This window comes from Pseudomonas sp. IB20 (assembly GCF_009707325.1).
In the GTDB taxonomy this organism is placed as follows: Bacteria; Pseudomonadota; Gammaproteobacteria; order Pseudomonadales; family Pseudomonadaceae; genus Aquipseudomonas.
On record NZ_CP046103.1, the window covers coordinates 967624 to 994245 of the forward strand.

Genomic DNA, 26622 nt, shown 5'->3' on the forward strand with positions numbered 1-26622 from the left:
TTCAGTCAAATGTTGCAAAGATCTACAAACCCGCCGCTTTTACCGCTAGTCTGCGGACATCTGCAATGCCGACAACAGCCTTCTACAAGAGCCCGGCGATGACTGATCTGTCCCGAATCCAAGGGCCTGCAAGCGCGGTAATTCCGACCCTGGAAGCGCGCTTCTACAGGCCACCTTTGCCTGACGGCTATGTGCTGCGCCCGCGCCTGTGCGAACGGCTGAGTGCGGGGCTTGCGGGGCGATTGTTATTGGTCAGTGCCCCGGCCGGGTTCGGCAAGAGTTCGTTGGCGGTGGAGTTCTGCCAGAGCTTGCCGGCGCATTGGCAAAGCCTGTGGCTGGGTCTGAGCCCACGGGACAACGACCCGGGCCGTTTCCTCGAACGCTTGCTCGACGGCTTGCAACAGTACTTCCCGCAACTCGGTGCCCAATCCTTGGGCCTGCTGAAAATGCGCCAGCGTCACCAACCCTTTGCCTTTGAAGAATGGCTCGACGGCCTGCTCGATGAGCTGACGTTGCACCTGTCCACGCGCGCGCCATTATTGCTGGTGCTGGATGACTACCATCTGGCCCAGGGCCCGGTGCTGGATCGCTGCCTGCAGTTTTTCCTCAATCACTTGCCCGATGGGCTGGTGGTCATGGTCACCAGCCGCCAGCGCCCCGACTGGCACCTGGCACGGCTGCGGCTGTCGCGGCACCTGCTGGAGCTGCACGAACAAGACCTGCGCCTGACCCATGACGAATCGCTGGCCGTGCTGGATCGGCACAGCAGCTCGTTGCGCGGCGAGGCGCTGGACAACTTGATCCGGCGCAGTGAAGGTTGGGTGGCCGGCCTGCGTTTCTGGTTGTTGGCCATCGCCGAAGCCGGCAATGAAAGCGCGCTGCCGCAAAGCCTGCACGGTGGCGAAGGGCTGATTCGTGATTACCTGCTCGAAGAAGTCATCGACTGCCTACCGGTTGAGGTTCAAGCCTTCCTGTACGACACCGCGCCTCAGGATCGTTTTTGCAGCGAATTGTGCGACGCCGTGCGCGAAGCCCACGACAGCGCTGAGATCCTGCGCTACTTGCAGGCCCACCAAGTGTTTCTGGTGCCGCTGGACGAACAAGGCCACTGGTACCGTTATCACCACCTGTTTTCCGATTTGCTGCGCACCCGCCGAGCGAGCAATGCCACCTTGCCGATTGCCAGCCTGCACCTGCGGGCTTGCCGCTGGTTCAACGCCCAGGGCTTGATCGACGAAGCGGTGGAGCAGGCGTTGCGCGCCGGTCACCTCGATGTGGCCGCCAACTTGGTGCAGAACCTGTCGGAGGAGCAACTGCTCGCCGAGCAGAATGTCGGCATGCTGCTGCGCTGGAAGATGGACTTGCCCGACAGCCTGCTGATCAGCACGCCGCGCTTGATCGTGCTGTACAGCTGGGCCTTGGGGCTGGCCTGCCAGTTGGATGCGGCCGAAGAGTTGTCCGGCTACCTCAGCCGCTTCCTGCCGGCGCCGTCGGCCACCGCGCAAAAGTCGATGCTGGCCCAATGGCTGGCGCTGAGCGGGATCATCGCCCGTGGGCGTGGCGACCGCGAGCTGACCCAGCGTTATTGCAGCGAGGCCTTGGAAAGCCTGCCGCACAAACGCTACGGCCAGCGCCTGATGTGCCTGTCGACCCTGTCCAACCTGGCCATCGTCGATGCCGACCTGTGGCGCGCCCGTGGTTTGAATCGCGAATCCTTGGAGCTGGCGCAACGCGTCGGCAACCCGTTATTTGAAGCCCTGGCCCATTACGACCGCGCGCGAGTGTTGCAGGCGCGCGGCGAAATCCTACGTTCCCTGGACGAAGTGCGCCAAGGCCTGCAACGCCTGCACGGCCTTGCGCCTCAGCGGCTCTACGCCGTGCGCGCGCGGTTGTCGCTCTACGAAGGCTACTTGCTGCTGGTGCGCTATCAGCCCGAAGCCGGCCTGGCGCGTTTGCGTGCCGGTTTGAGCGAGGCCCGCGCCTGTCGGGATATCAGCGTGTTGATCGGGCACTGCGTGATCGCCAGCTTTGAAGGGCGGCGCGGTGATTTCCCCAAAGCCTTCGCCGAACTCGCCGAAGCCGAGCGCTTGATGCATATCTGGGACGTGCCGCCGATCTACTACCTGGCGATGATCACGCTGATCAAATGCGAATTGTGGCTGGCCCAAGGCCGTACCGACCTTGCCGACGCCTGGCTGACCCGCCTGGGGCAGACCTACAACGGCGAGCACGCCGCTGCCGCGCCTGAGTTTCATCCACATTTGCCGCAACACATCGGGCTGCAACAGGCGGCGTTGGATGCGATTCGTCATCAACCGGCGGCGGCCCTGCAACGCCTCGAAGAGCTGGCGCAGCAGGCGCACAACAGCGGGCGCCAGATGATTGCCTTGATGGCCCTGACCCAACAGGCGCATTTACTGCTGGAGTGTGGGCAGGAAGCCAAGGCGCGGCCGATCGTGGCCCAGGCGCTTGAGGCGGGCGCCGGTGGCGCGCTGCAACCGTTCCAGCGCCTGCTGGAAGGCTACCCGGACTGGATGCGCGAACAACTGCGCAAAGACCCGCACGGTTTGTTGAGCCAGAGCCTGTTGGCGCTGCTGCCGGTGGTGGCTGCTGTCGAGACCTCGCCCACTCACGAAACCCTCAGCACCCGCGAGTTGGCGGTGCTGCAACTGATCGCCCAAGGCTGCTCAAACCAGGAGATCAGCAATCAGTTGTTCATCTCCCTGCACACGGTGAAAACCCACGCCAGCCACATCAACAGCAAGCTGGGCGTGGAGCGCCGCACCCAGGCGGTGGCGCGGGCCAAGTCGATGGGCTTGCTGGTCTGATAGCCCTACGCTTGCAGGGACTTGTCGACCGTTTGGCTGATCAGCGCAGCGAAGCGTTTGACGTTGTTCTGGTGCGCAACCACCACGTCGTCGATGCTCGGGCCTGCGGGTGACTGCAAGGTGGTGCGGCAGCTCAGGGCAGGGCGATCACCGCCGCCGGTCGGCCTTAGCCGCCACCTCACGTCGAACAACGCGTACTGCCCGGGCACCGAGTCGAAGCGCTGCACTTCAACGCGCAACGACAGGGCTTGCCGGGCGTTGCTGTTGGCCAGTTGATCCACCAGCGCACTTTTGAGCTCATCCGCCAGGCTGGCGGCCCACCATTGGGTTTCAAGAATCGCCACGCCGCTGTCGCCTTGGCGAATCACGATCTGCGGCCGGTCGACCTGCGGCGGCACGCTGATGCTTTCGATACGGATACCCGCGGCTTCGGCGCGCGTGCTGTTGTTCCAGTGCGCCGGGGTCAGGGTGTGGAACGCAATCGGCTCACTGCTGCAGGCCGCCAGTAACAGCAAGGCGGTGACCCAGGTGATTTTCAACGGAAACGTCATGGCTGCTCCAATGCTCATTTGCGGGGTGGGCCTTGCAGGCCGGTCGGCGCGGCGTTGTCGGGGCGCCCGCGAATCAGCGATTCGGGGTGCCGGCCGAGGTAATCCGACAGCTCGCGCAAGGAGCGCGACATGCGGCCCAGTTCATCCAGGGTTTGGGTCAGTTGTTCACGTTGCGGCGAGTCTTCGGCCAGGGTTGAGTTGGCTGATTGCAAGGTTTTGCTCACGTCAGACAGCGTGTTCTGCACACTCGGCAGGGTCTTGGCATTGAACTGGGTCAGGCCCTTGCGCAGCTCGACCAGGTTACTGTCGAGGTTACCGGCAATGCGCTCGATGGGCAGTTGGTTGATCTTGTTGACGATGCCTTCGAGTTTTTCCTGCAGTTGCTCCAGGTTGCCAGGGATTGTCGGGATGTTGATCGGGCGCAGGCTCGGGTCAAACGCGACTTTCTCGGCTTTCGGGAAGAAATCCAGGGCGATGTACAACTGACCGGTCAGCAGGCTGCCGCTGCGAGCCTGGGCGCGCAGGCCATTTTCGATGAACGTGCCGATCAAGCGCACGCCGCCGGCCTCATCGTTGGGGTCATGGTTGGTGGCCTGGAGCAGCTTGGTATTGGCCTCCCCGAGCAATTGTGGATAAATCACGATGCCGACGTTGATCGGAAAGCTGCGTTTCTTAGCGTCGTAATCCAGGTTGATCGACACCACTTTGCCAAATTCAACGCCGAGGAACTCAACCGGCGCGCCGACTTTAAGGCCACGCAGTGCCTGATCAAAGCGCAAGACCATGTATTGCCCTTTGCCGTTGGGAGGGGCGAGGGCGCTTTGCTGGTCGTCGAATAGCTCATAGGCATGGTCTTCGTCGGCGGGTTTGTCATTGGGGCTGTAGGGCGGCGCTTGGAACGCGATGCCGCCGGCCAGCATCGACGACAAGGATTCGGTTTTCAGCGCGAAACCATTGGCGCCGACGCTCAGGTCAATGCCGCTGGCATTCCAGAACCGCGTGTTTTCGGTGACATACACATCGTTGGGCGCATGCACGAACACCTCGATATTCACCCCTTTGCCTTCGGCATCCAGCTCATAGGCCACGACCTGGCCCACGGGGATTTTGCGGTAATACACCGGCGAGCCGATATCCAGCGACCCCAGGCCTTGGGTGTGCAGGGTGAAGCGTTTGCCCGGCTCGCCGTAGGTGATGGGGGGCGGGTTTTCCAGGCCCTTGAACTGTTTGGCGCGGGTATCGGACTGGCCGATGTCGGCACCGATGTAGTCGCCGGACAGCAAGGTATCGATGCCGGACACGCCACCGGCGCCGATGCGCGGGCGCACCACCCAGAACTTCGAGTCTTCGCGGGTGAAGCTTTCCGCCTGCTTGGCCAGCTTGATGGTGGCGTTGACGCTTTTCTGGTCATCGCTCAAGGCAACGTCGGACACCTGGCCGATCACCACGTTGCGGTATTTGACCTCGGTTTTGTTGGCGACCAGGCCGCTGCCGGTCTTGAAGTTGAGGGTGATGGTCGGGCCTTGTTGCAGGACGTTGTGAACCACCAGCGAGATGCCCACCAGCACCGCGACAATCGGCACGATCCACACCAGCGAAACGCTGAAGCGCCGCGTCTTGATCGCGGGCGTGCCAGCAGATGTGCTTGTATGCGTGTCAGTGTTGTGTGGCGTCATCCAAGCGCTCCTCGTTGTGTGGGTTTTCCCAGATCAACCGGGGGTCGAAACTCATGGCCGCCAGCATCGTAAACACCACCACCAGGCCAAAAAACAAAATACCCAGGCGCGGCTCGATGGTGCCCAGCGCCTGGAACTGGACGAGTGCGGCCACCAGCGCAACCACGATCACATCGAGCATCGACCAGTAGCCGATGAGCTCGACAAACCGGAACAGCTTCGAGCGCTCCTTGCGCGCCCACAGGCTGTTGCGCTGCACGGTGATCAGCAGCAGGGCCAGCGACACGAACTTGATGCCCGGCACCGCAATACTGGCGATGAAAATGATCAGGGCAATGTCCCAGGCGCCATGCTGCCAGAACTCCAGCACGCCGCTCATGATAGTGCTGTCTGCGCCCGAGCCGAGCATCGTTGTTTTCATCACCGGCAATAAGTTCGCCGGCACATAAAACGCAAGGGCCGTGAGCAGGTAGGCCCAGGTGCGGGTCAGCGAGTGCTCTTTGCGCCAGTGCAGGGCCGCGCCGCAGCGGTCGCATTCGGTGGGCGCGGCGCTCATGTCGCAGGGCTGGCCGCAGGTGTGGCACAGGCACAGGTTGAGCTCGCGGGCGGTCGGCGGTGAGTTCATAAGGTGTCCCACAGGTCGCGCACATCCCGCCCGGCGATGCGGATCAGCAACAGGCTGAGGGCCGCTAACGCAAACAGGCCGGTGCCGGGTATCACGTCGAGCATGCCTGCCAGCTTGAACACCGCCACCATGGCGCCGAGCAGGCAGACTTCAAGCATGCTCCACGGCCTCAGCGCTTCCAGCCAGCGCATGCACAGCTTGAACGCCGGTGAGCGCCTGCCGGACAGGGCGAAACTCAAGACCCAGATCAGCAACAGCAGCTGGAACACCGGCGCGATGACGATGGAAATTGCTGCCACCAACGCAATAAAAGTGATCGGCCCCAGGCTCAACGCAACCACTGAATCCCAAAGGGTCGCGCTGTTTTTCAAACCTTGCAGGCTGATGCTCATCACTGGGTAGAAGTTAGCAAACGTCCACAGGACGGCGGCGGTGACGCTCAGGGCGAGGCGCTGTTGCACCGACAGGCCGTTGTAGCGCTGCAATACGCCTTCGCAGCGTGTGCACAGGGCTTTTTGATGCTTGGCGAGCGTAACTTTTTCGTACACGCAGTCGCAGTGTTCGCAGATGACCCGTTGATTCGCCATATGTCTTGCTCCAAACGCGATGCGCTGCGGTCTTGGACAGTGCTACTGATTCAATGGCGCTTGAACAGCTTAGCAGTTGAGATGCCGCAGGTTTGATCCCTTCCGGAGCGGGGCGGGGGTAAGGTCAACCATACTGCGCCTGGAATGTGCCATAGCGCTTGCAGAAACGCCCATGAATATCGAAAAAAGGCGCGCTGATCCGTGAAACCTTTCCCGTCGGGCCTTTGCAGTGCAACTGCACGATCATCGGTGACCCGGTTACCAAAAAAAGCCATTGTGGTTGACCCGGGCGGTCATCATGAGCTGATCCTGGCGCGCCTTAATGCGTTGGGGTTGAAGGTGGTGAGTATTATCCATACTCACGCGCACCTTGAGCACCTCCTGGCGTCGGGGCAGTTGAAACAGAGGGCGGGCGCCCGGTGACCACTCGGCGATAGCGTCAGCAGTCCGGGCAGGGCATGTAGTGATCGAACCAGTCGACGATGCGCCGTGCGGCATCGGCGGCGTTGCTCGGATTGCGCAGCCGATGCCCTTCGTCGGCGTACTTTACCGGATGTACTGAGCTTCGAATCGGGCTCTTTTCCAAAAGTGACCCGCCGTAAGGGCTCAGCCCATATCCGCCATCACGTAAATACACCCCGCTTGCGAAAACACAGCCCGCGTTCAGCCTACGTCTGCTACGTTTTCCAAAGCAGCAAACGTGGCCGGCCTTTTGTCACAGCTCTGGAAACCGCCACGGAATTTTTACCGTTTGTCGCGTTCAAAACTCGGCACAGGCCCATTGCCAATGTCCTTTGCACCACAGAATGAAAAAGTAGGAGCTCCCTTCATGTTTACTCCGCGTCGTCTTCTTGTTGTTGCTACCGCTGTAGCCCTGTTGTCCGGCTGCGCCTCACCCAATCCTTATGACGGCAGCCAGGGGCAGGCTAATAACGGTTCGCAAGGCGGTATCAGCAAAACCGCCAAGTACGGCGGCCTGGGTGCCCTCGCCGGTGCATTAGCCGGTGCAGCCATCGACCATAACAACCGCGGCAAGGGCGCGCTGATAGGGGGTGCCCTCGCCGGCCTCGGTGCTGCCGGCTACGGCTACTACGCTGACCAGCAGGAAAAGAAACTGCGTGAAAGCATGGCCAACACTGGGGTTGAAGTGCAGCGCCAAGGTGACCAGATCAAGCTGATCATGCCGGGCAACATCACGTTTGCTACCAACTCGGCGGATATTGCCGGCAGTTTCTACACCCCGCTGAACAACCTGGCCAACTCGCTCAAGCAGTTCAACCAGAACACTATCCAGATCGTCGGCTACACCGACAGCACTGGCAGCCGCCAGCTGAATATGGACCTGTCCCAGCGCCGTGCGCAGAGCGTGGCCAACTACCTGACGTCCCAAGGCGTTAGCCCGACCAACCTGAGCGCACGCGGTGCCGGCCCGGATAACCCGATTGCCAGCAACGCCGACGTGAATGGCCGCGCCCAGAACCGTCGCGTCGAGGTTAACCTCGGCCCGATCCCAGGCCAGCAGTACGGCCAGCCTGGCCAGCAGCAACAGCAGGCGCCTGCGCAGAACAACCAGTTCCAAGGCAACCCGTACCAGCAGTACCAATAAACGCAGGCCACTAAAAAGGGCGCCGTGCAGTCAATGCACGGCGCCCTTTTTTGTGGCTGTCGTTTACATCAATCGATGTATTCGAACACTTTCACGATCTTCTGCACGCCTGACACGCCCTGTACCAAGTTGGACGCCCGAGTGGCTTCCGCCTGGGTCAGCAGGCCCATCATGTAGACGATGCCGTTGTCGGTGACGATCTTGATGCGCGAGCCCGGAATGGCGTTGTCGGTGAGCATCTGTGCCTTGATCTTGGTGGTCAGCAAGGCATCGTTGCTGATCGCCAGCAGCGTGATCGGGTCCATGACTTGCAGTTCGTTGTGGACCTTCTTCACCCGTTGCACGGTCGATGCTGCTTGTTCAGCCTGGGCCTTGAGGTCGGCACGCGGGGTTTGGCCAGCGAGCAGCACCACGCCGTTGAAGCTGGTCACGACGATGCGCGATGCGCCGTTGCCCAGGTCTGTAGCAGCCTTGGCGACGTTGACTTCTACCTTGGTTTCGATCAGCGAGTCATCAATCTTGCTGCCGAAAGTGCGTGTGCCCCGGTCATCCTGAATGGGTGTGTCGCGTGTCGCGGTGATTGCCGTGCTGCAGCCGCTAATGGCGAGGCACAGCGTAATGGCCAAAAGGCTGAGGCGGTTAACGGTCATTCTTCACTCCCGAACAGTTGGCTGTCGATCAGATCGCACAGGCAGTGGATCGCCAGCAGGTGGACTTCCTGAATGCGTGCGGTGACATTGGCCGGGACGCGAATCTCCACGTCTTCCGGCAACAGCAGCGAGGCCATGCCGCCGCCATCGCGTCCGGTCAATGCTACGACAATCATTTCGCGATCATGTGCGGCCTGGATCGCTTGAATAATATTGGCCGAGTTGCCGCTGGTGGAAATCGCCAGCAACACGTCACCCGGTTGGCCCAGGGCGCGGATCTGCTTGGAGAAAATTTCGTTGTAGCTGTAGTCGTTGGCGATCGAGGTAATCGTCGACGTGTCGGTGGTCAAGGCGATGGCCGGCAGGCTCGGGCGCTCGCGCTCGAAGCGGTTGAGCAGCTCGGAGGAGAAATGCTGGGCATCACCGGCCGAACCGCCGTTGCCGCACGAAAGCATTTTGCCCTCGTTGAGCAAGGCATTGACCATGACCTGACTGGCTTGCTCGATGTGCGGTGCAAGTACGTCCATCGCCTGTTGCTTGGTGTCGATGCTGGCCTGGAAAAGCTGGCGAATTCGGGATTGCATGTCCATCTGTGTGACCTTAAGTAGCGCGGCTGTTTGGCACAGGTGTGTGCAGCCCGCAAAGCAAAGAGCAAAAGTGTGTGGTGAAAATGTCCGGTGAATCAGCTGTCGAAGGCATCTTTCAGCCAGTTCAGATCAGCGTGGCCAGACGGTGTGCTTTCTATGGCAACCACATCGAAACGGCAGGGGGAGTCAGCCCAGCGATGCTCTTTTTGCAGGAAAAACTGCGCGGCGAGTATCAGCTTCTGACGCTTGCGCCCGTCGATACTGGCGAGCGCGCCACCCCATTGTGCGTGTTTTCTGTAGCGGACTTCGACGAATACTACTGTATCGCCGTCAAGCATGACCAGATCAAGCTCACCGCGTTTACACAACCAGTTCTGCGCCAGGAGGCGCAGGCCCTGTTGTTGCAGATACTGGAGAGCTTGAAGTTCGGCATCCTTGCCGCTTTGTGCACTGGACCGCTCGGGCATCAGCGCGGGGTGTCCGGCAGGCGTTGAATGTCGCCGCCGACGAACTTCGCCCACGGCATCTGGCGGTCAACGCGCTGGTAGGCGCCGATGCCCAGGCTGCCTGAGAGGCCGTCAACGCGCGTATCCGGCAGCGCCTTGAGTTGGCCCAGGCGAGGTGCCAGGCGGTAGGCGTCAGCGCCCATCGCGTACAAACGGCCGAGGCTGCCATTGGCCTGTGGCCATTGCGCGGCAACCTGGTTGCGCAGCGGGTCAGTGGTGTTGAGCAACCAAGGGGTTTCACAGAACATGACGTTGGTCATGTCCAGGTACTGGTTCTTGTCGCCGCTGGCACTGAACACGTGGGACGTCGCATACACAGGCACGTCACCGGCGTATTGGAAGTTCAGGGTCGGCTTGATCTGCTGGGCCAGTTGCGGCGTCACAGCCAGGAAGATGAACTCGATGTCCTGGCGGCGCGATGGTTGGGCCGCTACGTCGGTGCCAACAGTGTTTTGCAGGCTCTTGGCGCGGCCTTCGCTTTTACGCAGTTGGAACAGCTCGGCAATCTGCTGGGCGAGGGCCACTGGCTGGTCGACGTACTCGACGCCGACGACGGTGCCGCCATTGGCTTCCCAGTCCTGGCGGAAGGCCTTGTAGACACGCTCGCCCCATTCGCCTTTGGGCACCATGGCGGCGGCGCGGTGAAGGCCGTCGGCGCGGGCGCGACGCGAGACTTCACGGGCTTCGTCTTCAGCGGCCAGGCCGAACTGGAACAGTTGCGGCGGGTTTTCATTCAGTTCGCTGTAATTCAGCCCCAGGGTTGTGATCGGCAATTGCCCACGCGAGGCGAGTTGTCTGACCAGCGGTTTTTCCAGCGGGCCGACCACCAGTTGCACGCCAGCGGCCTGGGCCTTGGCATAGAAGTCGTCAATGGAGGACATGCGCGAGCTGTCATAGAACTCGATGACCGGCGGCTTCTGCCCGGCTTGTTCGGCCTGGTAGTGAGCGGCCATGAAGCCCTCGCGCAGCGCCTTGGCGACACCTGCCAGCGGACCTTCTTGCGGCAGCAGCAAAGCGATCTTGTTCAGCGGTTGGCTGGCCAGTTCCTTGAGCTTGGTCAGCGGGGTTGGCAGATTGACGGCCGCTGGATGCCCTGGGTTCTGCGCGCGCCAGGTATCGATGGCGGCTTGTTGTTGCTCCAGGGTTCCGGCGCCCTTGACCGCCTTGGCCAAGCTGATCCAGCCGTCGAGCGTCGGGTTGCCACTGGCTTGCAGTTGTTCAGCCGGCAGCGCCGCAATCAGCGACCAGATGGCGTCGTGGTTGCTGGCCGCGGCGTCGCCCGTCAGCAGCGGGGCCATGGCGACACGCTCACGCGCGGCAGCCAGGGTCTGGCCATCGGCTTCATAGGCGCGGGCATGCACGGTGCCCGTACGGATCTGCTGGTCGGTCGGCAGCTCCTTCAGGCTTTGCAGGCTGGGATGGTTCAGCGCCGTCAACGCAGCCTTGGGCTGGTTGCGAGTCATCGCCAGTTCGGCAGCCAGCGTACTGGCAAATACTTGCGCGGCAGGCTTCAGTACATCCAGGGGCACTTGCGCAAGAATCTGCGACGAACGGCCTGGGTTGTTCTGGTGGTAGGCCAGGTCTGCCGCACTCAGACGCAGCATCGCGGCCTTTTCTGGCGTATTGGCGGAGGTCGCCTGTTCGAGCAGTTGCTCGATACTGGCATCCGGGGTCCGGGGGAGTTCGCCAAGGCTGGACGAGGGCGAGCTGGCGCAAGCGGCCAATAAGGCAGCGAGGCAGAGGGCGGAGAGCAGCCGCAGGCAAGCGATCATGTAAGTGTTCCTGATACCGATCAAGTTAGCGTGGAATTGTACCCAAGCACTGGCCCAGGCGCGATGTTACTGGCGTGAAACCGTCAATTTAGGTCGTACAAATGTTGCCAGCAGGTATAGACGGCCGACCTCGGGGGCATAGTATCGAGGCGCCTACGCGCTACAATGCGACTTTTCCCAACCATCGAGGTGTGCGTTTTGACTGCTCCAGGTCCTTTGAATTCCACTGCAGGCTCGCTTTTTGTCGTGGCGACGCCCATTGGCAACCTGGACGATATCAGTGCTCGGGCGCTGAAAGTGTTGCGCGAGGTAAAACTGATCGCGGCGGAAGATACGCGACACTCCCAGCGTTTGATGCAGCACTTTGGTATCAGCACGCCACTTGCCGCCTGCCACGAGCATAACGAGCGCGAAGAGGGCAGCCGTTTTATCACGCGCTTGCTGGCCGGTGACGATGTGGCGCTGATCTCCGATGCCGGTACTCCGCTGATTTCCGATCCTGGCTACCACTTGGTCCGACAGGCGCGTGCTGCTGGTATCAATGTAGTGCCTGTTCCGGGGGCGTGCGCGCTGATTGCTGCATTATCAGCAGCCGGTTTGCCGTCGGATCGCTTTATCTTCGAGGGTTTTCTGCCGGCCAAGACCGTTGGGCGCCGCGCGCGTCTGCAGGCCTTGAAGGAAGAGCCGCGCACGCTGATCTTCTATGAAGCCCCGCACCGCATCCTTGAATGCCTGCAAGACATGGAACTGGTCTTCGGCGGCGAGCGCCTTGCGCTGTTGGCGCGTGAGCTGACTAAAACCTTCGAAACCCTCAAAGGCCTGCCGCTGGAGGAGCTACGTGCCTTCGTCGAGGGCGACAGCAACCAGCAGCGCGGCGAGTGCGTGGTGCTGGTGGCCGGCTGGACGGCTCCGGAAGACGAAGATGCGGTGGGCAGCGAGGCCATGCGTATTCTCGATTTGCTGCTCAAGGAAATGCCGCTCAAGCGGGCTGCAGCCTTGGCGGCCGAAATTACCGGCGTACGCAAGAATGTGTTGTATCAAGCCGCGCTGGATAAACAGAAGGCCGAATAGTTCCGGGGGCAAAGCGGTATTCCGTCTGAACGTGATGGCATTGGCGCACTTTTAATACTTGTCCTCAGCCCGCCGTGCCGTTAACCTTCGCGGCGGAGAGTCGATTGGACAGTCGCTGCCCTCTATGAAAATTAGGGGGGGGAGGAAAGTCCGGGCTCCATAGGGCGAAGTGCCAGGTAATGCCTGGGAGGCGTGAGCCTACGGAAAGTGCCACAGAAAATAACCGCCTAAGCACTTCGGTGCCGGTAAGGGTGAAAAGGTGCGGTAAGAGCGCACCGCACGACTGGCAACAGTTCGTGGCTAGGTAAACCCCACTTGGAGCAAGACCAAATAGGGTCCCAAGGCGTGGCCCGCGCTGGGACCGGGTAGGTTGCTAAAGATGTCCAGTGATGGCCATCGTAGACGAATGACTGTTCAAGACAGAACCCGGCTTACAGATCGACTCTCCACCTTTTTTCCTTTTGTCCGAATCTCGGGCAGAAACCCGGTAGTAACGCAAGAATCCCTCCCTGCCAAATCATTGGCAGATGCGTCTTCGTAATACCAAAAAAATCTTACTCTTAATAAATTACTTTAACTTCAAGCCGTAGCTCTATGAGCTATTTGCGATTGTTGAGTCAAAAACATCGCAGAACTCGCGTTTCTCCTCCTTTTGCGTTCCTAAATCTCCGTTCTGTAAGGCTTTTCCTTGAATCCGTGCCTTGACGGTGTGGTGGGCGCATTCCTATAGTGTGCGCAAGTGGCGGAAAGTGGCACAAAGTGGGTTTTTTGAACGTAAAACGCTAAAATTTGGAGAAACGCATCTGTGTTTCGCGGAGCTAACGCTATCAGTCTCGATGCAAAAGGCCGTCTCGCTATGCCGAGCCGGTATCGCGACGAGCTGATTTCGCGAAGTTCCGGGCAGTTGATCATCACGATCGATGCCGTTGGCCCTTGTTTATGTGTTTACCCGCTCGATGAGTGGGAGTTGATCGAAACCAAATTGCGCGCTCTGCCTTCATTGCGTGAAGAAAACCGCCGCCTGCAGCGTTTGCTGATTGGTAATGCCGTCGACCTCGAACTCGATGGCAGTGGGCGCTTCCTGGTGCCCCCGCGTCTGCGCGAGTACGCCAAGCTGGATAAGCGCGCAATGCTGGTCGGCCAACTGAACAAGTTCCAATTGTGGGACGAAGATGCCTGGGATGCTGTTTCTGCAGCTGACCTGGCTGCTATTCAACAACCGGGCGCTATGCCTGATGAACTGCGTGATTTGATCCTGTGACTATTGATAGCGGCTTTAACCACATCACCGTACTGCTTGACGAAGCCGTTGAGGCTCTCGCCGTACGCGCGGATGGCTGCTATTTGGATGGCACCTTCGGCAGGGGCGGGCACAGTCGGTTGATCCTCAGTCAGCTCGGGCCCGACGGTAAACTCCTCGGGTTTGACAAAGACCCCCAAGCGATTGCCACCGGGCAAGCGCTAGCGGCCGAAGACGGCCGCTTTGTCGTTGTGCAGCGCAGCTTTGCCGAGCTGGGTGCCGAAGTCGCCGAGCGCGGTATGGCAGGCAAGGTGGCCGGGGTTTTGCTCGACTTGGGCGTGTCTTCGCCGCAGCTCGATGACCCGGAGCGCGGCTTCAGTTTCATGAACGACGGCCCGCTCGACATGCGCATGGACCCTACCCGTGGGGTCAGTGCGGCGGAGTTCATCGCCACCGCGCCCCATGAAGAAATTACCCGTGTATTCAAGGAATACGGCGAAGAACGCTTCGCCGGTCGCATGGCCCGTGCCGTGGTCGAGCGTCGCGAAATCCAGCCGTTCGAACGCACCGCCGACTTGGCCGAAGTGCTGAAAGTCGCCAACCCTGCCTGGGAAAAGGGCAAGAACCCGGCGACCCGCGCGTTCCAAGGCCTGCGCATTCACGTCAACAACGAATTGGGCGATCTGGAAGCCGGCCTCGAAGCCGCACTGGAAGCCTTGGAAGTGGGCGGTCGCCTGGTTGTGATCAGCTTCCACTCCCTGGAAGACCGCATCGTCAAGTTGTTCATGCGTCGTCTGGTCAAGGGCGAATCCGATAACCTGCCGCGTAACCTGCCGGTACGTTTCGAAGCCTTTGTGCCGAAAATCAAAATCCATGGCAAAGCGCAGTTCGCTTCCGAAGCGGAACTCAAGGCCAACCCACGTTCCCGTAGCGCCGTTATGCGCGTCGCGGAGAAGCTGCGGTGAGCAAGCTTTTCGCCAAGCCCCTCCCGGGCGGCAGCTTCTTTATGTTGCTGCTGTTTGTCGGCGTGCTGGTGTCCGCGATTGCGGTGTCCTACAGCGCCCACTACAACCGCCAATTGCTCAATACCCTGTACGGGGAATTGAGCGTGCGTGATAAAGCGCAGGCGGAGTGGGGCCGGCTGATCCTCGAGCAAAGCACCTGGACCGCGCACAGCCGCATCGAAGTGCTGGCCACCGAGCAGCTGAAAATGCACATTCCGGGCGCGGCCGAAGTTCGCATGGTGGCGCCATGATGAAACTTGAGGGCGCACTCTACCCATGGCGCTTCCGTCTCATGCTGGGCTTGCTGGCATTGATGGTGGGCGCGATTGCCTGGCGGATCATCGACCTGCAGGTGATCGACCGTGACTTCCTGATCGGCGAGGGCAATGCCCGTAGCATGCGGCATATCCCGATCCCTGCGCACCGCGGCCTCATCACCGACCGTAACGGTGAGCCTCTGGCCGTGAGTACGCCGGTGACCACCCTGTGGGCCAACGCCAAAGAACTGCAGGTGGCCAAGGACAAGTGGCCGGCGCTCGCCGCCGCCCTGGGCCAGGACCCAAAAGCCTTGTCTGAACGCCTGGAAGCCCAGGCCAATAAAGAATTCATCTACCTGGTTCGCGGGCTCACCCCTGAACAAGGTCAGCAAGTGCTCGACCTTAAAGTCCCCGGTGTTTATGGCATCGAGGAATTTCGTCGTTTCTACCCGGCCGGTGAAACCACCGCCCATATGGTTGGCTTTACCGACATCGATGACCACGGCCGTGAAGGGGTGGAGCTCGCCTACGATGAATGGCTGGCCGGAGTGCCCGGCAAGCGGCAGGTCATCAAGGATCGGCGCGGCAGACTGATCAAGGATGTCCAAGTCACCAAAAACGCCAAGGCCGGTAAGCCCTTGGCGTTGTCGATTGACCTGCGCCTGCAATACCTGGCCAACCGCGAGCTGCGTAACGCAATCATCGAGAACGGCGCCAAGGCCGGCAGCCTGGTGATCATGGACGTGAAGACCGGCGAGATCCTCGCCATGGTCAACCAGCCGACCTACAACCCGAACAACCGTCGCAACCTGCAACCGGCGATGATGCGCAACCGCGCGATGATCGACGTGTTCGAACCCGGTTCGACCATGAAAGCCATCTCCATGAGTGCCGCCCTGGAGACCGGGCGCTGGAAGCCGAGCGACAAAGTCGAGGTATACCCGGGCACCCTGCAACTGGGTAAATACACCATTCGTGACGTGTCCCGCACCGAAGGTCCGGTGCTGGATTTGACAGGTATCCTGATCAACTCCAGTAACGTGGGCATGAGTAAAGTTGCCTTTGATATCGGCGGCGAAACCATTTACCACTTGGCGCAAAAAATCGGCTTGGGCCAGCCTACCGGCCTGGATTTTCCCGGCGAGCGCGTGGGCAACCTGCCGAACTACCGCGAGTGGAAAAAAGCTGAGACCGCCACGCTTTCCTATGGCTACGGCCTATCGGTAACCGCGATCCAGCTGGCCCATGCTTTCTCTGTATTGGCCAATAATGGCCGCATGGTTCCACTGAGCCTTATTCACGTCGACGAAGCGCCGAAAGCCACCCAGGTGATTCCGGAAAACGTCGCCAAGACCATCCAAGGCATGCTGCAACAAGTGATCGAAGCGCCGCGCGGTGTATTCCGTGCCCAGGTGCCGGCCTATCACGTGGCAGGCAAGTCGGGTACCGCGCGTAAAACGTCGGTGGGCACCAAGGGCTACGCCGAAAACTCGTACCGCTCGCTGTTCGCCGGCTTCGGCCCGATGAGCGACCCGCGCTACGCCATCGTTGTCGTGATTGATGAACCGAGCAAGGCCGGTTACTTCGGTGGCCTGGTGTCGGCGCCGGTGTTCAGCAAAGTGATGTCCGGGACGTTGCGCCTGATGAACATCACGCCGGACAACCTGCCGCCCACCCAACAAGCGAACGCCGGACCACCGGCCGCCGCTGCCAAAGCCAATGGAGGGCGCGGCTGATGTCTCTTAGCTTGAACAAGATTTTTGCCCACGCCGGACGCGATCTGCTAATTCGCGAGTTGAGCCTGGACAGCCGTAATGTGCGCGCCGGTGACCTGTTCCTGGCCGTGCCTGGCGGCAAGTTCGACGGCCGTGCGCACATCGCCGATGCCCTGCAACGCGGCGCTGCCGCCGTGGCGTACGAAGTGGAAGGCGCCACCGTGCTGCCGATCACTGACGTGCCTTTGATTCCAGTCAAGGGCCTGGCTGCGCAGCTGTCGGATATCGCCGGGCGCTTCTATGGTGACCCGAGCCGTCAACTGAACCTGATCGGCGTGACCGGCACCAACGGCAAGACCAGCGTGACCCAGCTTGTCGCGCAAGCCCTTGACCTGCTGGGCCAGCATTGCGGCATTGTCGGCACCTTGGGCACCGGCTTTTATGGCGCGCTGCAAAGCGGCCTGCACACCACGCCGAACCCGATTGCCGTGCAAGCCACCTTGGCCGACCTGAAAAAGGCCGGCGCCAAGGCGGTTGCTATGGAAGTGTCCTCCCATGGCCTGGACCAGGGCCGCGTGACGGCACTGGCCTTTGACGTGGCGGTGATGACCAACCTGTCCCGCGATCACCTCGACTACCACGGCACCATGGAGGCCTACGCCGCCGCCAAGGCCAAGCTGTTTGCCTGGAATGATCTGAGGTGCCGGGTGGTTAACCTGGATGACGCATTCGGTCGCCAGTTGGCTGCGCAAGACAGCGAAGCGCGCCTGATCAGCTACAGCCTGGAAGATTCCAGCGCGTACCTGTACTGCCGCGATGCCCAATTTAATGACGAAGGCGTGCTCGCCACGTTGGTCACGCCTCAGGGCGAACACCACTTGCGCAGCACCTTGCTGGGGCGTTTCAACCTGAGCAACGTGCTGGCCGCCATTGGCGCACTGCTTGGCCTGGATTACGCGCTGGATGAAATCCTGCGTGTGCTGCCCAAGCTGGAAGGCCCGGTCGGTCGCATGCAGCGTTTGGGTGGCGGCTCGCAGCCGCTGGTAGTGGTCGATTACGCCCACACCCCGGACGCCCTGGAAAAAGTTCTCGAAGCCCTGCGCCCACACGCCAAGGGCAAGCTGCTGTGCCTGTTCGGCTGCGGCGGTGATCGTGATCGCGGCAAGCGTCCGTTGATGGCCGAGATCGTCGAGCGCCTGGCCGATGGCGTACTCGTCACCGACGACAACCCACGCAGCGAAGCGCCGAGCCAGATTTTCGACGATATCCGCGTTGGCTTCAAAGATGCGTCGAAGGCTACTTTCGTCGCCGGCCGTGGCGCTGCCATTGCCCAACTGATCGCCAGCGCCAGTGCTGACGACGTGGTGGTGCTGGCCGGTAAAGGTCACGAGGACTATCAGGAAATCAACGGCGAACGCCATGCCTTCTCCGATCTGGTCGAGGCCGATCACGCCCTGACCGCCTGGGAGGTCGCCCATGCTTAAAGCGATGACGTTCAGCGAACTGACCCAGGCCTTGTCGGCCCGCGTAGTGTCGAGCGACTGCAGTTTCGACGGCGTCAGTATCGACAGCCGCAACATCAAGCCTGGGCAACTGTTTGTAGCCTTGGCGGGCCCGCGTTTTGATGGTCACGACTACCTGAACGACGTCGCCGCCAAAGGTGCCGTGGGTGCCTTGGTGCAGCGCGAAGTGGCGGACTCCACCTTGGCGCAATTGCTGGTCGCTGACACACGCCTGGCCCTCGGCCAGCTGGGTGCACTGAACCGCGCCGCCTTTAATAAGCCGGTTGCAGCCATCACCGGCTCCAGCGGCAAAACCACGGTTAAGGAATTGCTCGCCGGTGTCCTGCGCACGCGCGGGCCGGTGCTTGCCACCCGTGGCAACCTGAACAATGATTTCGGCGCCCCGCTGACCCTGCTCGAACTAGCCCCGGAACACACGGCGGCGGTGATCGAACTGGGTGCTTCGCGCGTCGGCGAAATCGCCTACACCGTGGCGCTGACCAAGCCCCACGTTGCGATTATCAACAACGCCGGCACCGCCCACGTGGGTGAGTTCGGTGGCCCGGAGAAAATCGTTGAAGCCAAGGGCGAAATCCTTGAAGGCCTCGATGCGTCCGGCACAGCTGTATTGAACCTCGACGACAAAGCCTTCGAGACCTGGCGTATACGCGCCGCCGGTCGCAAGGTACTGACGTTTGCCGTGTTGAACGCGGCAGCTGACTTCCACGCTTCCAACATCATCGTCGACGCCCGTGGCTGCCCGTCCTTCACCTTGCACACCCCGCAAGGTAGCGAGCACGTGCAACTAAATCTGCTGGGCAACCACAACGTCGCCAATGCCTTGGCCGCTGCCGCTGCCGCGCATGCCTTGGGTGTGTCGCTGTTTGGTATCGCCACCGGTCTAGGCGCGGTGCAGCCGGTCAAAGGCCGCACGGTTGCGCAACTGGCGACCAACGGCATGCGCGTGATTGACGACACCTACAACGCCAACCAGTCCTCGGTTTGCGCGGCCATCGATCTGCTCAAAAGCTTCGACGGGCGCAAGGTGCTGGTGCTGGGCGATATCGCCGAACTGGGCGACTGGGCCGAACAATCCCATCGTGAAGTCGGCGCTTACGCTAGCGGCAAAGTCGACGCGTTCTACGCCGTCGGCCCGAACATGGCTTACGCCGTTGACGCCTTCGGTCTTGGTGCACGGCATTTCGCAACCCAGGCCGAGCTGATCCAGGCACTGGCTGCGACTGAACAACACAAAAACACAACCATTTTGATCAAGGGATCGCGCAGCGCGGTGATGGAAAACGTCGTCGCGGCCTTGTGTGGCTCAAGTACGGAGAGACATTAATGCTGCTGCTGCTGGCTGAGTATCTGCAACAGTTCCACAAAGGCTTCGCGGTCTTTCAGTACCTGACCCTGCGCGGGATCCTGGGTGTGCTGACTGCGCTGTCTTTGTCGCTGTTCTTGGGGCCGTGGATGATCCGCACCCTGCAGAGCCTGCAAATTGGTCAATCGGTTCGCAATGACGGCCCGCAGTCGCACCTGTCAAAATCCGGCACCCCGACCATGGGCGGCGCGCTGATCCTGTCGTCCATCGGCATCAGCACCTTGCTCTGGGCTGACCTGCATAACCGCTACGTCTGGACGGTGCTGCTGGTGACCCTGTTGTTCGGCGCCATCGGCTGGGTCGATGACTACCGCAAAGTGATCGAGAAAAACTCCAAGGGGCTGCCAAGCCGCTGGAAGTATTTCTGGCAGTCGGTGTTCGGCCTCGGCGCTGCGATCTTCCTTTACACGACAGCGCCAAGCGCGGTCGAGACCACCTTGATCATCCCGATGCTCAAGGACGCCAGCATCCCATTGGGCATCGGCTTCGTGGTGCTGACCTACTTCGTGATCGTCGGCTCCAGTAACGCGGTGAACCTGACCGACGGCCTCGACGGCCTGGCGATCATGCCGACGGTGATGGTTGGCGGTGCGCTGGGCATCTTCTGCTACCTGTCGGGTAACGTGAAATTCGCTGAATACCTGCTGATTCCGTATGTACCGGGCGCAGGTGAGCTGATTGTGTTCTGCGGCGCGCTGATCGGTGCCGGCCTGGGCTTCCTATGGTTCAACACCTACCCGGCACAAGTCTTTATGGGCGACGTCGGCGCACTGGCGCTGGGCGCGGCCTTGGGCACCATCGCGGTGATCGTTCGCCAGGAAATCGTGCTGTTCATCATGGGCGGTGTGTTCGTGATGGAAACCCTGTCGGTGGTCATCCAGGTGGCTTCCTTCAAATTGACCGGGCGCCGCGTATTTCGCATGGCGCCGATTCACCACCACTTTGAACTCAAGGGCTGGCCCGAGCCACGCGTGATCGTCCGCTTCTGGATCATCACCGTGATTCTGGTACTGGTCGGCCTTGCCACCCTGAAACTGAGGTAGAAACGAGTGTCCCTGATCGCTTCAGACCACTTCCGCATCGTTGTCGGCCTCGGCAAGAGCGGCATGTCCCTGGTTCGCTTCCTGGCGAACCGGGGCACGTCGTTTGCCGTGGCTGATACGCGGGAAAATCCACCGGAGCTGGTCACGCTGCGCCGTGACTACCCGCACGTGGAAGTGCGTTGTGGCGAGTTGGATGTCGAGTTTCTGTGCCGCGCTGATGAGCTCTACGTGAGCCCGGGCCTGGCCTTGGCGACACCGGCCCTGCAAGCGGCTGCGGCGCGTGGCGTGAAGCTGTCCGGCGACATCGATCTGTTCGCACGTAACGCGAAGGCGCCAATCGTGGCGATCAGTGGCTCCAACGCGAAAAGCACCGTGACCACGCTGGTCGGTGAGATGGCCGTTGCCGCCGGTAAGCGCGTGGCCGTGGGCGGTAACCTCGGCACACCGGCGCTGGACCTGCTCAGCGATGACGTCGAGCTGTACGTGATGGAACTGTCGAGCTTCCAGCTCGAAACCACCCACGACCTGGGCGCCGAAGTCGCCACCGTGTTGAACGTCAGCGAAGACCACATGGACCGTTACAGCGGCCTGCCGGCGTACCACTTGGCCAAGCACCGGATCTTCCGGGGTGCCAAGCAAGTGGTGGTCAACCGCCAGGATGCCTTGAGCCGTCCGCTGATGGGCGAGGGCTTGCCATGCTGGACCTTCGGCCTGGGTAAACCTGATTTTAAAGCCTTCGGCATTCGCGAAGAGAACGGCGAGAAATACCTGGCCTTCGAATTCCAGAACCTGATGCCGGTGCGCGAACTGAAAATCCGTGGTGCGCATAACCAGTCCAATGCCCTGGCGGCCTTGGCGCTGGGCCATGCTGTAGGCCTGCCCTTCGATGCGATGCTTTCCAGCCTGCGCACTTTCGCCGGCCTTGAGCACCGCTGCCAGTGGGTCCGCGACCTCAATGGCGTCGGCTATTACAACGATTCCAAGGCCACCAACGTCGGTGCTGCATTGGCTGCTATTGAAGGCCTTGGCGCCGACATCGAAGGCAAGCTGGTGCTGATCGCCGGCGGCGACGGCAAAGGCGCTGACTTCAAGGACCTCAAAAGCCCGGTGGCTGCGCATTGCCGCGCCGTGGTGCTGATGGGCCGTGACAGCGACTTGATCGCCGCCGCTCTCGGTGACGGCGTGCCGCAAGTGCGCGCCACGTCCCTGGACGACGCCATTGCCCAATGCCAAGCCCTGGCCCAGCCGGGTGACGCAGTGCTGCTGTCACCGGCGTGCGCCAGTTTCGACATGTTCAAGAACTACGAAGAGCGCGGCCAACTGTTCGCCCGCGGCGTGGAGGCCTTGGCATGAATTTGCGAGATATCATCAAGCCGTACCCGTCGCCGATCATCACTGGCCGTGGCGTCGACCTCGACTTTCCGATGCTCGCCGGTTGCCTCGCGCTGCTGGGCCTGGGCCTGGTGATGATCACGTCGGCTTCTTCCGAAGTGGCCGCCGTGCAGTCGGGCAACACGCTGTACATGATGATCCGTCACTTGGTGTACCTGGTGATCGGCCTCGGCGCGTGCTTCGTTACCATGATGATCCCCATCGCCACCTGGCAGCGCCTGGGTTGGCTGATGCTGATCGGTGCGTTCGGCCTGCTGATCATGGTGATCCTCCCCGGCATCGGTCGTGAGGTGAACGGTTCGATGCGCTGGATCGGCTTCGGTGCGTTCAACGTGCAGCCGTCGGAAATCGCCAAGGTGTTCGTGGTGATCTACCTCGCCGGCTACCTCGTACGTCGCCAGAAAGAAGTGCGCGAAAGCTGGATGGGCTTCTTTAAGCCATTCATCGTGTTGCTGCCGATGGCCGGCCTGTTGCTGATGGAGCCCGACTTCGGTGCCACCGTGGTGATGATGGGCGCGGCGGCGGCGATGCTGTTTCTCGGCGGCGTGGGCTTGTTCCGGTTCGCCTTGATGGTGGTGCTGGCGGTGGTTGCCGTTTACCTGCTGGTCGAGGCACAACCGTATCGGATGGCGCGCCTGATTACCTTTACCGACCCTTGGTCCGATCAGTTCGGTTCCGGCTACCAGTTGACCCAGGCGCTGATCGCCTTTGGTCGCGGTGGGTGGCTGGGCGTCGGCTTGGGGAACAGCGTGCAGAAGCAGTTCTACCTGCCGGAAGCGCACACCGACTTCGTGTTCTCCGTGCTTGCCGAAGAGCTCGGCGCCGTGGGCTCGCTGTGCACCGTTGCGCTGTTCGTATTCGTCTGCGTACGCGCCCTTTACATCGGTCTTTGGGCCGAGAAAGCCAAACAGTTTTTCGCCGCCTATGTCGCGTACGGGTTGGCGTTTTTGTGGATTGGCCAGGTGCTGATCAACATCGGGGTAAACATCGGTCGTCTGCCGACCAAGGGTTTGACCTTGCCGTTTCTCAGCTACGGCGGCAGTTCGTTGGTCATCTGCTGCGTGTGCCTCGGCTTGTTGCTGCGCATCGAGTGGGAGAGTCGAACCCACCTGGGCAGCGAAGAGATGGAATTCAGCGAGAGCGATTTTGCCGAGGAGCCGAACCATGGGCGCTAACGTGCTGATCATGGCGGGCGGCACCGGGGGCCACGTGTTCCCGGCCCTGGCGTGCGCCCGCGAATTCCAGAACCGTGGCTACACCGTGCATTGGCTCGGTACGCCGCGTGGCATTGAAAATGAATTGGTCCCGAATGCCGGCTTGCCGCTGCATTTGATCAACGTCACCGGCCTGCGTGGCAAGGGCAAATTGTCCCTGCTCAAGGCGCCGTTCGTGTTGCTCAAGGCCGTGTGGCAGGCGCGCAAAGTCATCCGCGAATTGAAGCCGGTATGTGTGCTTGGTTTCGGTGGGTATGTGACCGGCCCTGGCGGTGTCGCCGCCAAGCTCGCTGGCGTGCCGGTGATCGTGCACGAACAGAACGCCGTCGCCGGTACCGCGAACCGCTTGCTGGTGCCATTGGCCGCGCGGGTGTGTGAAGCGTTCCCGAATACCTTCAGCGCCTCGGATAAGCGCCGTACCACCGGCAACCCGGTGCGCACTGAACTGTTTATGGACATTGCCCGTGAGGCACTGGCCGGGCGTAAGGCGCATCTGCTGATCCTCGGCGGAAGCCTGGGCGCCGAGCCACTGAATAAATTGCTGCCGCAAGCGCTGGCACAACTCCCTGTGGAGTTGCGCCCGGAGATCTTCCACCAGGCTGGCAAGAACCACGATGAAATCACCGCTACCCGCTATCGCGAGGCCGGTGTCGAGGCGGATGTACAGCCGTTCATCAAAGACATGGCCCAAGCCTATGGCTGGGCCGACCTGGTGGTCTGTCGCGCTGGTGCGTTGACCGTCAGTGAACTGGCCGCCGCCGGTCTGCCGTCCTTGCTGGTGCCTTTGCCCCACGCGATTGACGATCACCAGACCCGCAACGCCGAATATTTGGCCGGGGAGGGCGCTGCCTTCCTGCTGCCGCAAAGAACGACTGGCGCCGCCGATTTGGCCGCACGCCTGACCGAGGTTTTGATGCAACCGGAACGACTCAATAGCATGGCGAGCACCGCAAGCCGCCTGGCCAAACCTGACGCAACCCGCACCGTGGTCGATATCTGCCTGGAGGTGGCCCATGGTTGAGAATCAGAAAGCCATGCCGCAACCGGAAATGCGCCGCATCCGTCGTATCCACTTCGTCGGTATCGGCGGCGTGGGCATGTGCGGGATTGCCGAAGTCCTGCTGAACTTGGGCTACCAAGTGTCCGGCTCCGACTTGAAAGAGTCGCCGGTCACTGACCGCCTGAAGTCCTTCGGTGCACAGATCTTTATCGGCCACCGCGCCGAGAACGCTGCCGAGGCTGATGTACTGGTGGTCTCCAGTGCCGTGAACACTTCCAACCCTGAAGTGGCCACAGCCCTTGAGCGCCGAATTCCTGTGGTGCCGCGCGCCGAGATGCTCGCCGAGCTGATGCGCTATCGCCACGGCATCGCCGTGGCCGGTACGCACGGTAAAACCACCACCACCAGCCTGATCGCCTCGGTGTTCGCCGCCGGTGGCCTGGACCCGACGTTCGTCATCGGTGGCCGTCTGAATGCAGCGGGCACCAATGCTCAGCTCGGCACCAGCCGTTACCTGATTGCCGAAGCCGATGAAAGTGATGCCAGCTTCCTGCACCTGCAACCGCTGGTCGCGGTGGTCACCAACATCGACGAAGACCACATGGCGACCTACGGTGGTGACTTCAACAAATTGAAGAAAACCTTCGTCGAGTTCCTGCACAACCTGCCGTTCTATGGTTTGGCCGTGGTGTGCCTGGACGATCCGGTGGTGCGTGAAATCCTGCCGCAGGTCAAGCGTCCGACCGTGACCTACGGCTTCAGCGAAGACGCCGACGTGCGCGCGATCAATGTGCGCCAGGAAGGCATGCAAACCTACTTCACCGTACTGCGCCCTGACCGCGAGCCGCTGGACGTTTCGGTGAACATGCCGGGCAATCACAACGTGCTCAACTCCTTGGCGACCATCTGCATCGCCTCCGATGAGGGCGTCAGCGATGAAGCCATCGTTGAAGGCCTGTCGCGCTTTGCCGGTGTTGGCCGTCGCTTCCAGGTCTACGGCCAACTGCCGGTTGAAGGCGGCGACGTGATGCTGGTCGATGACTACGGTCACCACCCAACCGAAGTCGCGGCCGTGATCAAAGCTGTGCGCGGTGGCTGGCCGGAGCGCCGCCTGGTGATGGTTTACCAGCCGCACCGCTACAGCCGCACGCGTGATTTGTACGACGATTTCGTCAATGTATTGGCCGATGCCAACGTGCTGCTGCTGATGGAAGTGTACCCTGCCGGTGAGGAACCGATCCCGGGCGCCGACAGCCGCAAGCTGTGCAATAGCATCCGTCAGCGTGGCCAGTTGGACCCGATCTACATCGAGCGCGGTGTGGACCTGGCCCCGATCGTCAAGCCGCTGCTGCGTGCCGGTGACATCCTGCTGTGCCAGGGTGCCGGTGACATCGGTGGCCTTGCGCCTAAATTGCTGGCGAGCCCGTTGTTTGCCGCTGCGCAGGGGAAGTCGAAATGACCACGAATTACGACGCCCTGTTTTCCACCCTCGCGCCTGCGGACTTCGGCCGCGTGGCCGTGCTGTTCGGCGGCAAGAGCGCTGAGCGCGAAGTCTCGCTCAAGTCCGGCAATGCCGTGCTTGAAGCACTGCAAAGCGCCGGTGTGAACGCGTTCGGTATCGACGTGGGCGATGATTTCCTCGCCCGCCTGTTGGCCGAGAAGATCGACCGTGCCTTCATCATCCTGCACGGCCGTGGCGGTGAAGACGGCAGCATGCAAGGCTTGCTCGAGTGCGCCGGCATCCCTTACACCGGCAGCGGCATTCTCGCTTCGGCACTGGCGATGGACAAGTTGCGCACCAAGCAGGTGTGGCACAGCCTGGGTATTCCAACCCCGCGTCACAGCGTGCTGTGCAGCGAAGACGATTGTATTTCTGCAGCCAAGGAACTGGGCCTGCCTTTGATCGTCAAACCAGCCCATGAAGGCTCCAGTATCGGCATGGCTAAAGTGAACTCGGCCGCCGAATTGATCGACGCATGGAAAGCGGCAAGTACCTACGATTCGCAAGTGTTGGTGGAACAGTGGATTCAAGGCCCTGAGTACACCATCGCCACCCTGCGTGGCCAGGTATTGCCGCCTATCGCATTGGGCACGCCCCACACCTTTTACGACTACGACGCCAAGTATGTGGCTTGCGATACTCAGTACCGCATCCCGTGTGGCCTCGACGCAACCAAGGAACAGGAATTGATGGACCTCACGGCGAAAGCCTGTGAGGCGCTGGGTATCGCCGGTTGGGCGCGGGCAGACGTGATGCAGGATGACCAAGGGAATTTCTGGTTCCTGGAAGTCAACACCGCTCCCGGCATGACCGATCACAGCTTGGTACCTATGGCAGCCCGTGCCGCCGGTTTGGATTTCCAGCAGTTGGTGCTGGCGATCCTGGCCGACAGCATTGAGCCAAGAGGCTAA

Annotated in this window: 23 protein-coding genes, 1 other RNA gene and 1 pseudogene; 17 read left to right on the top strand and 8 right to left on the bottom strand. The window is 61.2% G+C overall.

What is annotated here, in order from left to right; translation table 11 throughout:
• Positions 1-98 precede the first annotated feature (98 nt).
• Positions 99-2828 (top strand): LuxR C-terminal-related transcriptional regulator, encoded by a 2730-nt coding sequence (locus GJU48_RS04435; protein ID WP_094953689.1) that lies wholly within the window; start codon positions 99-101, stop codon positions 2826-2828.
• Between the two features lie 5 nt (positions 2829-2833).
• On the opposite strand, the gene GJU48_RS04440 is transcribed toward GJU48_RS04435, so the two are convergent.
• From GJU48_RS04440 to GJU48_RS04455, 4 genes are read right to left on the bottom strand one after another with little or no spacing between them, the layout of a single operon-like run.
• Positions 2834-3379 carry a PqiC family protein gene (locus GJU48_RS04440; protein ID WP_155295929.1) on the bottom strand — a complete coding sequence of 182 codons (546 nt, stop codon included), beginning with the start codon at positions 3377-3379 and terminating at the stop codon, positions 2834-2836.
• Positions 3380-3393: 14 nt separating this feature from the next.
• Entirely contained in the window at positions 3394-5055 is a 1662-nt protein-coding gene (locus GJU48_RS04445; protein WP_094953765.1) for a PqiB family protein, read from the bottom strand.
• Complete coding sequence (locus GJU48_RS04450; protein WP_094953764.1) at positions 5036-5680, bottom strand: paraquat-inducible protein A; 645 nt, start codon at positions 5678-5680, stop codon at positions 5036-5038. Before GJU48_RS04450 ends, GJU48_RS04445 begins: the two co-directional genes overlap by 20 nt.
• Positions 5677-6267 carry a paraquat-inducible protein A gene (locus tag GJU48_RS04455; RefSeq protein ID WP_094953763.1) on the bottom strand — a complete coding sequence of 197 codons (591 nt, stop codon included), beginning with the start codon at positions 6265-6267 and terminating at the stop codon, positions 5677-5679. The genes GJU48_RS04450 and GJU48_RS04455 overlap by 4 nt, the downstream gene beginning before the upstream one ends.
• A 176-nt stretch (positions 6268-6443) precedes the next feature.
• On the opposite strand from GJU48_RS04455, the pseudogene GJU48_RS04460 reads away from it, so the two are divergent.
• Positions 6444-6684, top strand: a pseudogene (locus GJU48_RS04460) (MBL fold metallo-hydrolase); the annotation flags it as partial.
• A gap of 412 nt (positions 6685-7096) precedes the next feature.
• Positions 7097-7873: an OmpA family protein gene (locus GJU48_RS04465; RefSeq protein WP_094951280.1), complete on the top strand. Its 777-nt coding sequence runs from the start codon at positions 7097-7099 to the stop codon at positions 7871-7873.
• A 68-nt stretch (positions 7874-7941) separates the two neighbouring features.
• On the opposite strand, the gene GJU48_RS04470 is transcribed toward GJU48_RS04465, so the two are convergent.
• The 4 genes from GJU48_RS04470 to GJU48_RS04485 all read right to left on the bottom strand — a co-directional run bounded on the left by GJU48_RS04470 (position 7942) and on the right by GJU48_RS04485 (position 11388).
• Positions 7942-8523, bottom strand: a complete 582-nt coding sequence (locus GJU48_RS04470) for a BON domain-containing protein (RefSeq protein ID WP_094951281.1) — start codon at positions 8521-8523, stop codon at positions 7942-7944.
• Complete coding sequence (locus tag GJU48_RS04475; RefSeq protein WP_003216190.1) at positions 8520-9113, bottom strand: phosphoheptose isomerase; 594 nt, start codon at positions 9111-9113, stop codon at positions 8520-8522. Before GJU48_RS04475 ends, GJU48_RS04470 begins: the two co-directional genes overlap by 4 nt.
• Positions 9114-9205: 92 nt before the next feature.
• Complete coding sequence (locus GJU48_RS04480) at positions 9206-9577, bottom strand: YraN family protein (RefSeq protein ID WP_094951282.1); 372 nt, start codon at positions 9575-9577, stop codon at positions 9206-9208.
• Complete coding sequence (locus tag GJU48_RS04485) at positions 9577-11388, bottom strand: penicillin-binding protein activator (RefSeq protein ID WP_094951283.1); 1812 nt, start codon at positions 11386-11388, stop codon at positions 9577-9579. Before GJU48_RS04485 ends, GJU48_RS04480 begins: the two co-directional genes overlap by 1 nt.
• A 165-nt stretch (positions 11389-11553) precedes the next feature.
• On the opposite strand from GJU48_RS04485, the gene rsmI reads away from it, so the two are divergent.
• The 14 genes from rsmI (at position 11554) to GJU48_RS04555 (ending at position 26622) form a co-directional block, all read left to right on the top strand.
• A complete protein-coding gene (gene rsmI, locus GJU48_RS04490; RefSeq protein WP_176462944.1) occupies positions 11554-12459 on the top strand; it encodes a 16S rRNA (cytidine(1402)-2'-O)-methyltransferase in 906 nt (301 codons plus the stop codon).
• A gap of 96 nt (positions 12460-12555) precedes the next feature.
• Positions 12556-12909, top strand: an RNA gene (rnpB, locus tag GJU48_RS04495) — RNase P RNA component class A.
• 355 nt (positions 12910-13264) lie between these two features.
• Positions 13265-13720 (top strand): division/cell wall cluster transcriptional repressor MraZ, encoded by a 456-nt coding sequence (mraZ, locus tag GJU48_RS04500; protein ID WP_094951285.1) that lies wholly within the window; start codon positions 13265-13267, stop codon positions 13718-13720.
• The gene (gene rsmH, locus GJU48_RS04505) at positions 13717-14664 is read left to right on the top strand and encodes a 16S rRNA (cytosine(1402)-N(4))-methyltransferase RsmH (protein WP_371917681.1); all 948 of its coding nucleotides are present in this window, start codon (positions 13717-13719) and stop codon (positions 14662-14664) included. The genes mraZ and rsmH overlap by 4 nt, the downstream gene beginning before the upstream one ends.
• On the top strand, positions 14661-14954 hold the full coding sequence (ftsL, locus tag GJU48_RS04510) for a cell division protein FtsL (protein WP_003216203.1): 294 nt from the start codon (positions 14661-14663) through the stop codon (positions 14952-14954). Before rsmH ends, ftsL begins: the two co-directional genes overlap by 4 nt.
• A complete protein-coding gene (locus tag GJU48_RS04515; RefSeq protein ID WP_176462945.1) occupies positions 14954-16696 on the top strand; it encodes a peptidoglycan D,D-transpeptidase FtsI family protein in 1743 nt (580 codons plus the stop codon). Before ftsL ends, GJU48_RS04515 begins: the two co-directional genes overlap by 1 nt.
• Entirely contained in the window at positions 16696-18159 is a 1464-nt protein-coding gene (locus tag GJU48_RS04520; protein ID WP_094951287.1) for a UDP-N-acetylmuramoyl-L-alanyl-D-glutamate--2,6-diaminopimelate ligase, read from the top strand. Before GJU48_RS04515 ends, GJU48_RS04520 begins: the two co-directional genes overlap by 1 nt.
• Positions 18152-19522, top strand: a complete 1371-nt coding sequence (locus tag GJU48_RS04525) for a UDP-N-acetylmuramoyl-tripeptide--D-alanyl-D-alanine ligase (protein ID WP_094951288.1) — start codon at positions 18152-18154, stop codon at positions 19520-19522. The genes GJU48_RS04520 and GJU48_RS04525 overlap by 8 nt, the downstream gene beginning before the upstream one ends.
• On the top strand, positions 19522-20604 hold the full coding sequence (gene mraY / locus GJU48_RS04530) for a phospho-N-acetylmuramoyl-pentapeptide-transferase (RefSeq protein ID WP_094951289.1): 1083 nt from the start codon (positions 19522-19524) through the stop codon (positions 20602-20604). Before GJU48_RS04525 ends, mraY begins: the two co-directional genes overlap by 1 nt.
• A gap of 6 nt (positions 20605-20610) precedes the next feature.
• The gene (murD, locus tag GJU48_RS04535; protein WP_094951290.1) at positions 20611-21957 is read left to right on the top strand and encodes a UDP-N-acetylmuramoyl-L-alanine--D-glutamate ligase; all 1347 of its coding nucleotides are present in this window, start codon (positions 20611-20613) and stop codon (positions 21955-21957) included.
• Complete coding sequence (gene ftsW / locus GJU48_RS04540) at positions 21954-23171, top strand: putative lipid II flippase FtsW (RefSeq protein ID WP_094951291.1); 1218 nt, start codon at positions 21954-21956, stop codon at positions 23169-23171. The genes murD and ftsW overlap by 4 nt, the downstream gene beginning before the upstream one ends.
• The gene (gene murG / locus GJU48_RS04545) at positions 23161-24231 is read left to right on the top strand and encodes an undecaprenyldiphospho-muramoylpentapeptide beta-N-acetylglucosaminyltransferase (RefSeq protein ID WP_094951292.1); all 1071 of its coding nucleotides are present in this window, start codon (positions 23161-23163) and stop codon (positions 24229-24231) included. The genes ftsW and murG overlap by 11 nt, the downstream gene beginning before the upstream one ends.
• A complete protein-coding gene (gene murC / locus GJU48_RS04550; RefSeq protein WP_094951293.1) occupies positions 24224-25669 on the top strand; it encodes a UDP-N-acetylmuramate--L-alanine ligase in 1446 nt (481 codons plus the stop codon). The genes murG and murC overlap by 8 nt, the downstream gene beginning before the upstream one ends.
• Complete coding sequence (locus GJU48_RS04555; protein ID WP_094951294.1) at positions 25666-26622, top strand: D-alanine--D-alanine ligase; 957 nt, start codon at positions 25666-25668, stop codon at positions 26620-26622. The genes murC and GJU48_RS04555 overlap by 4 nt, the downstream gene beginning before the upstream one ends.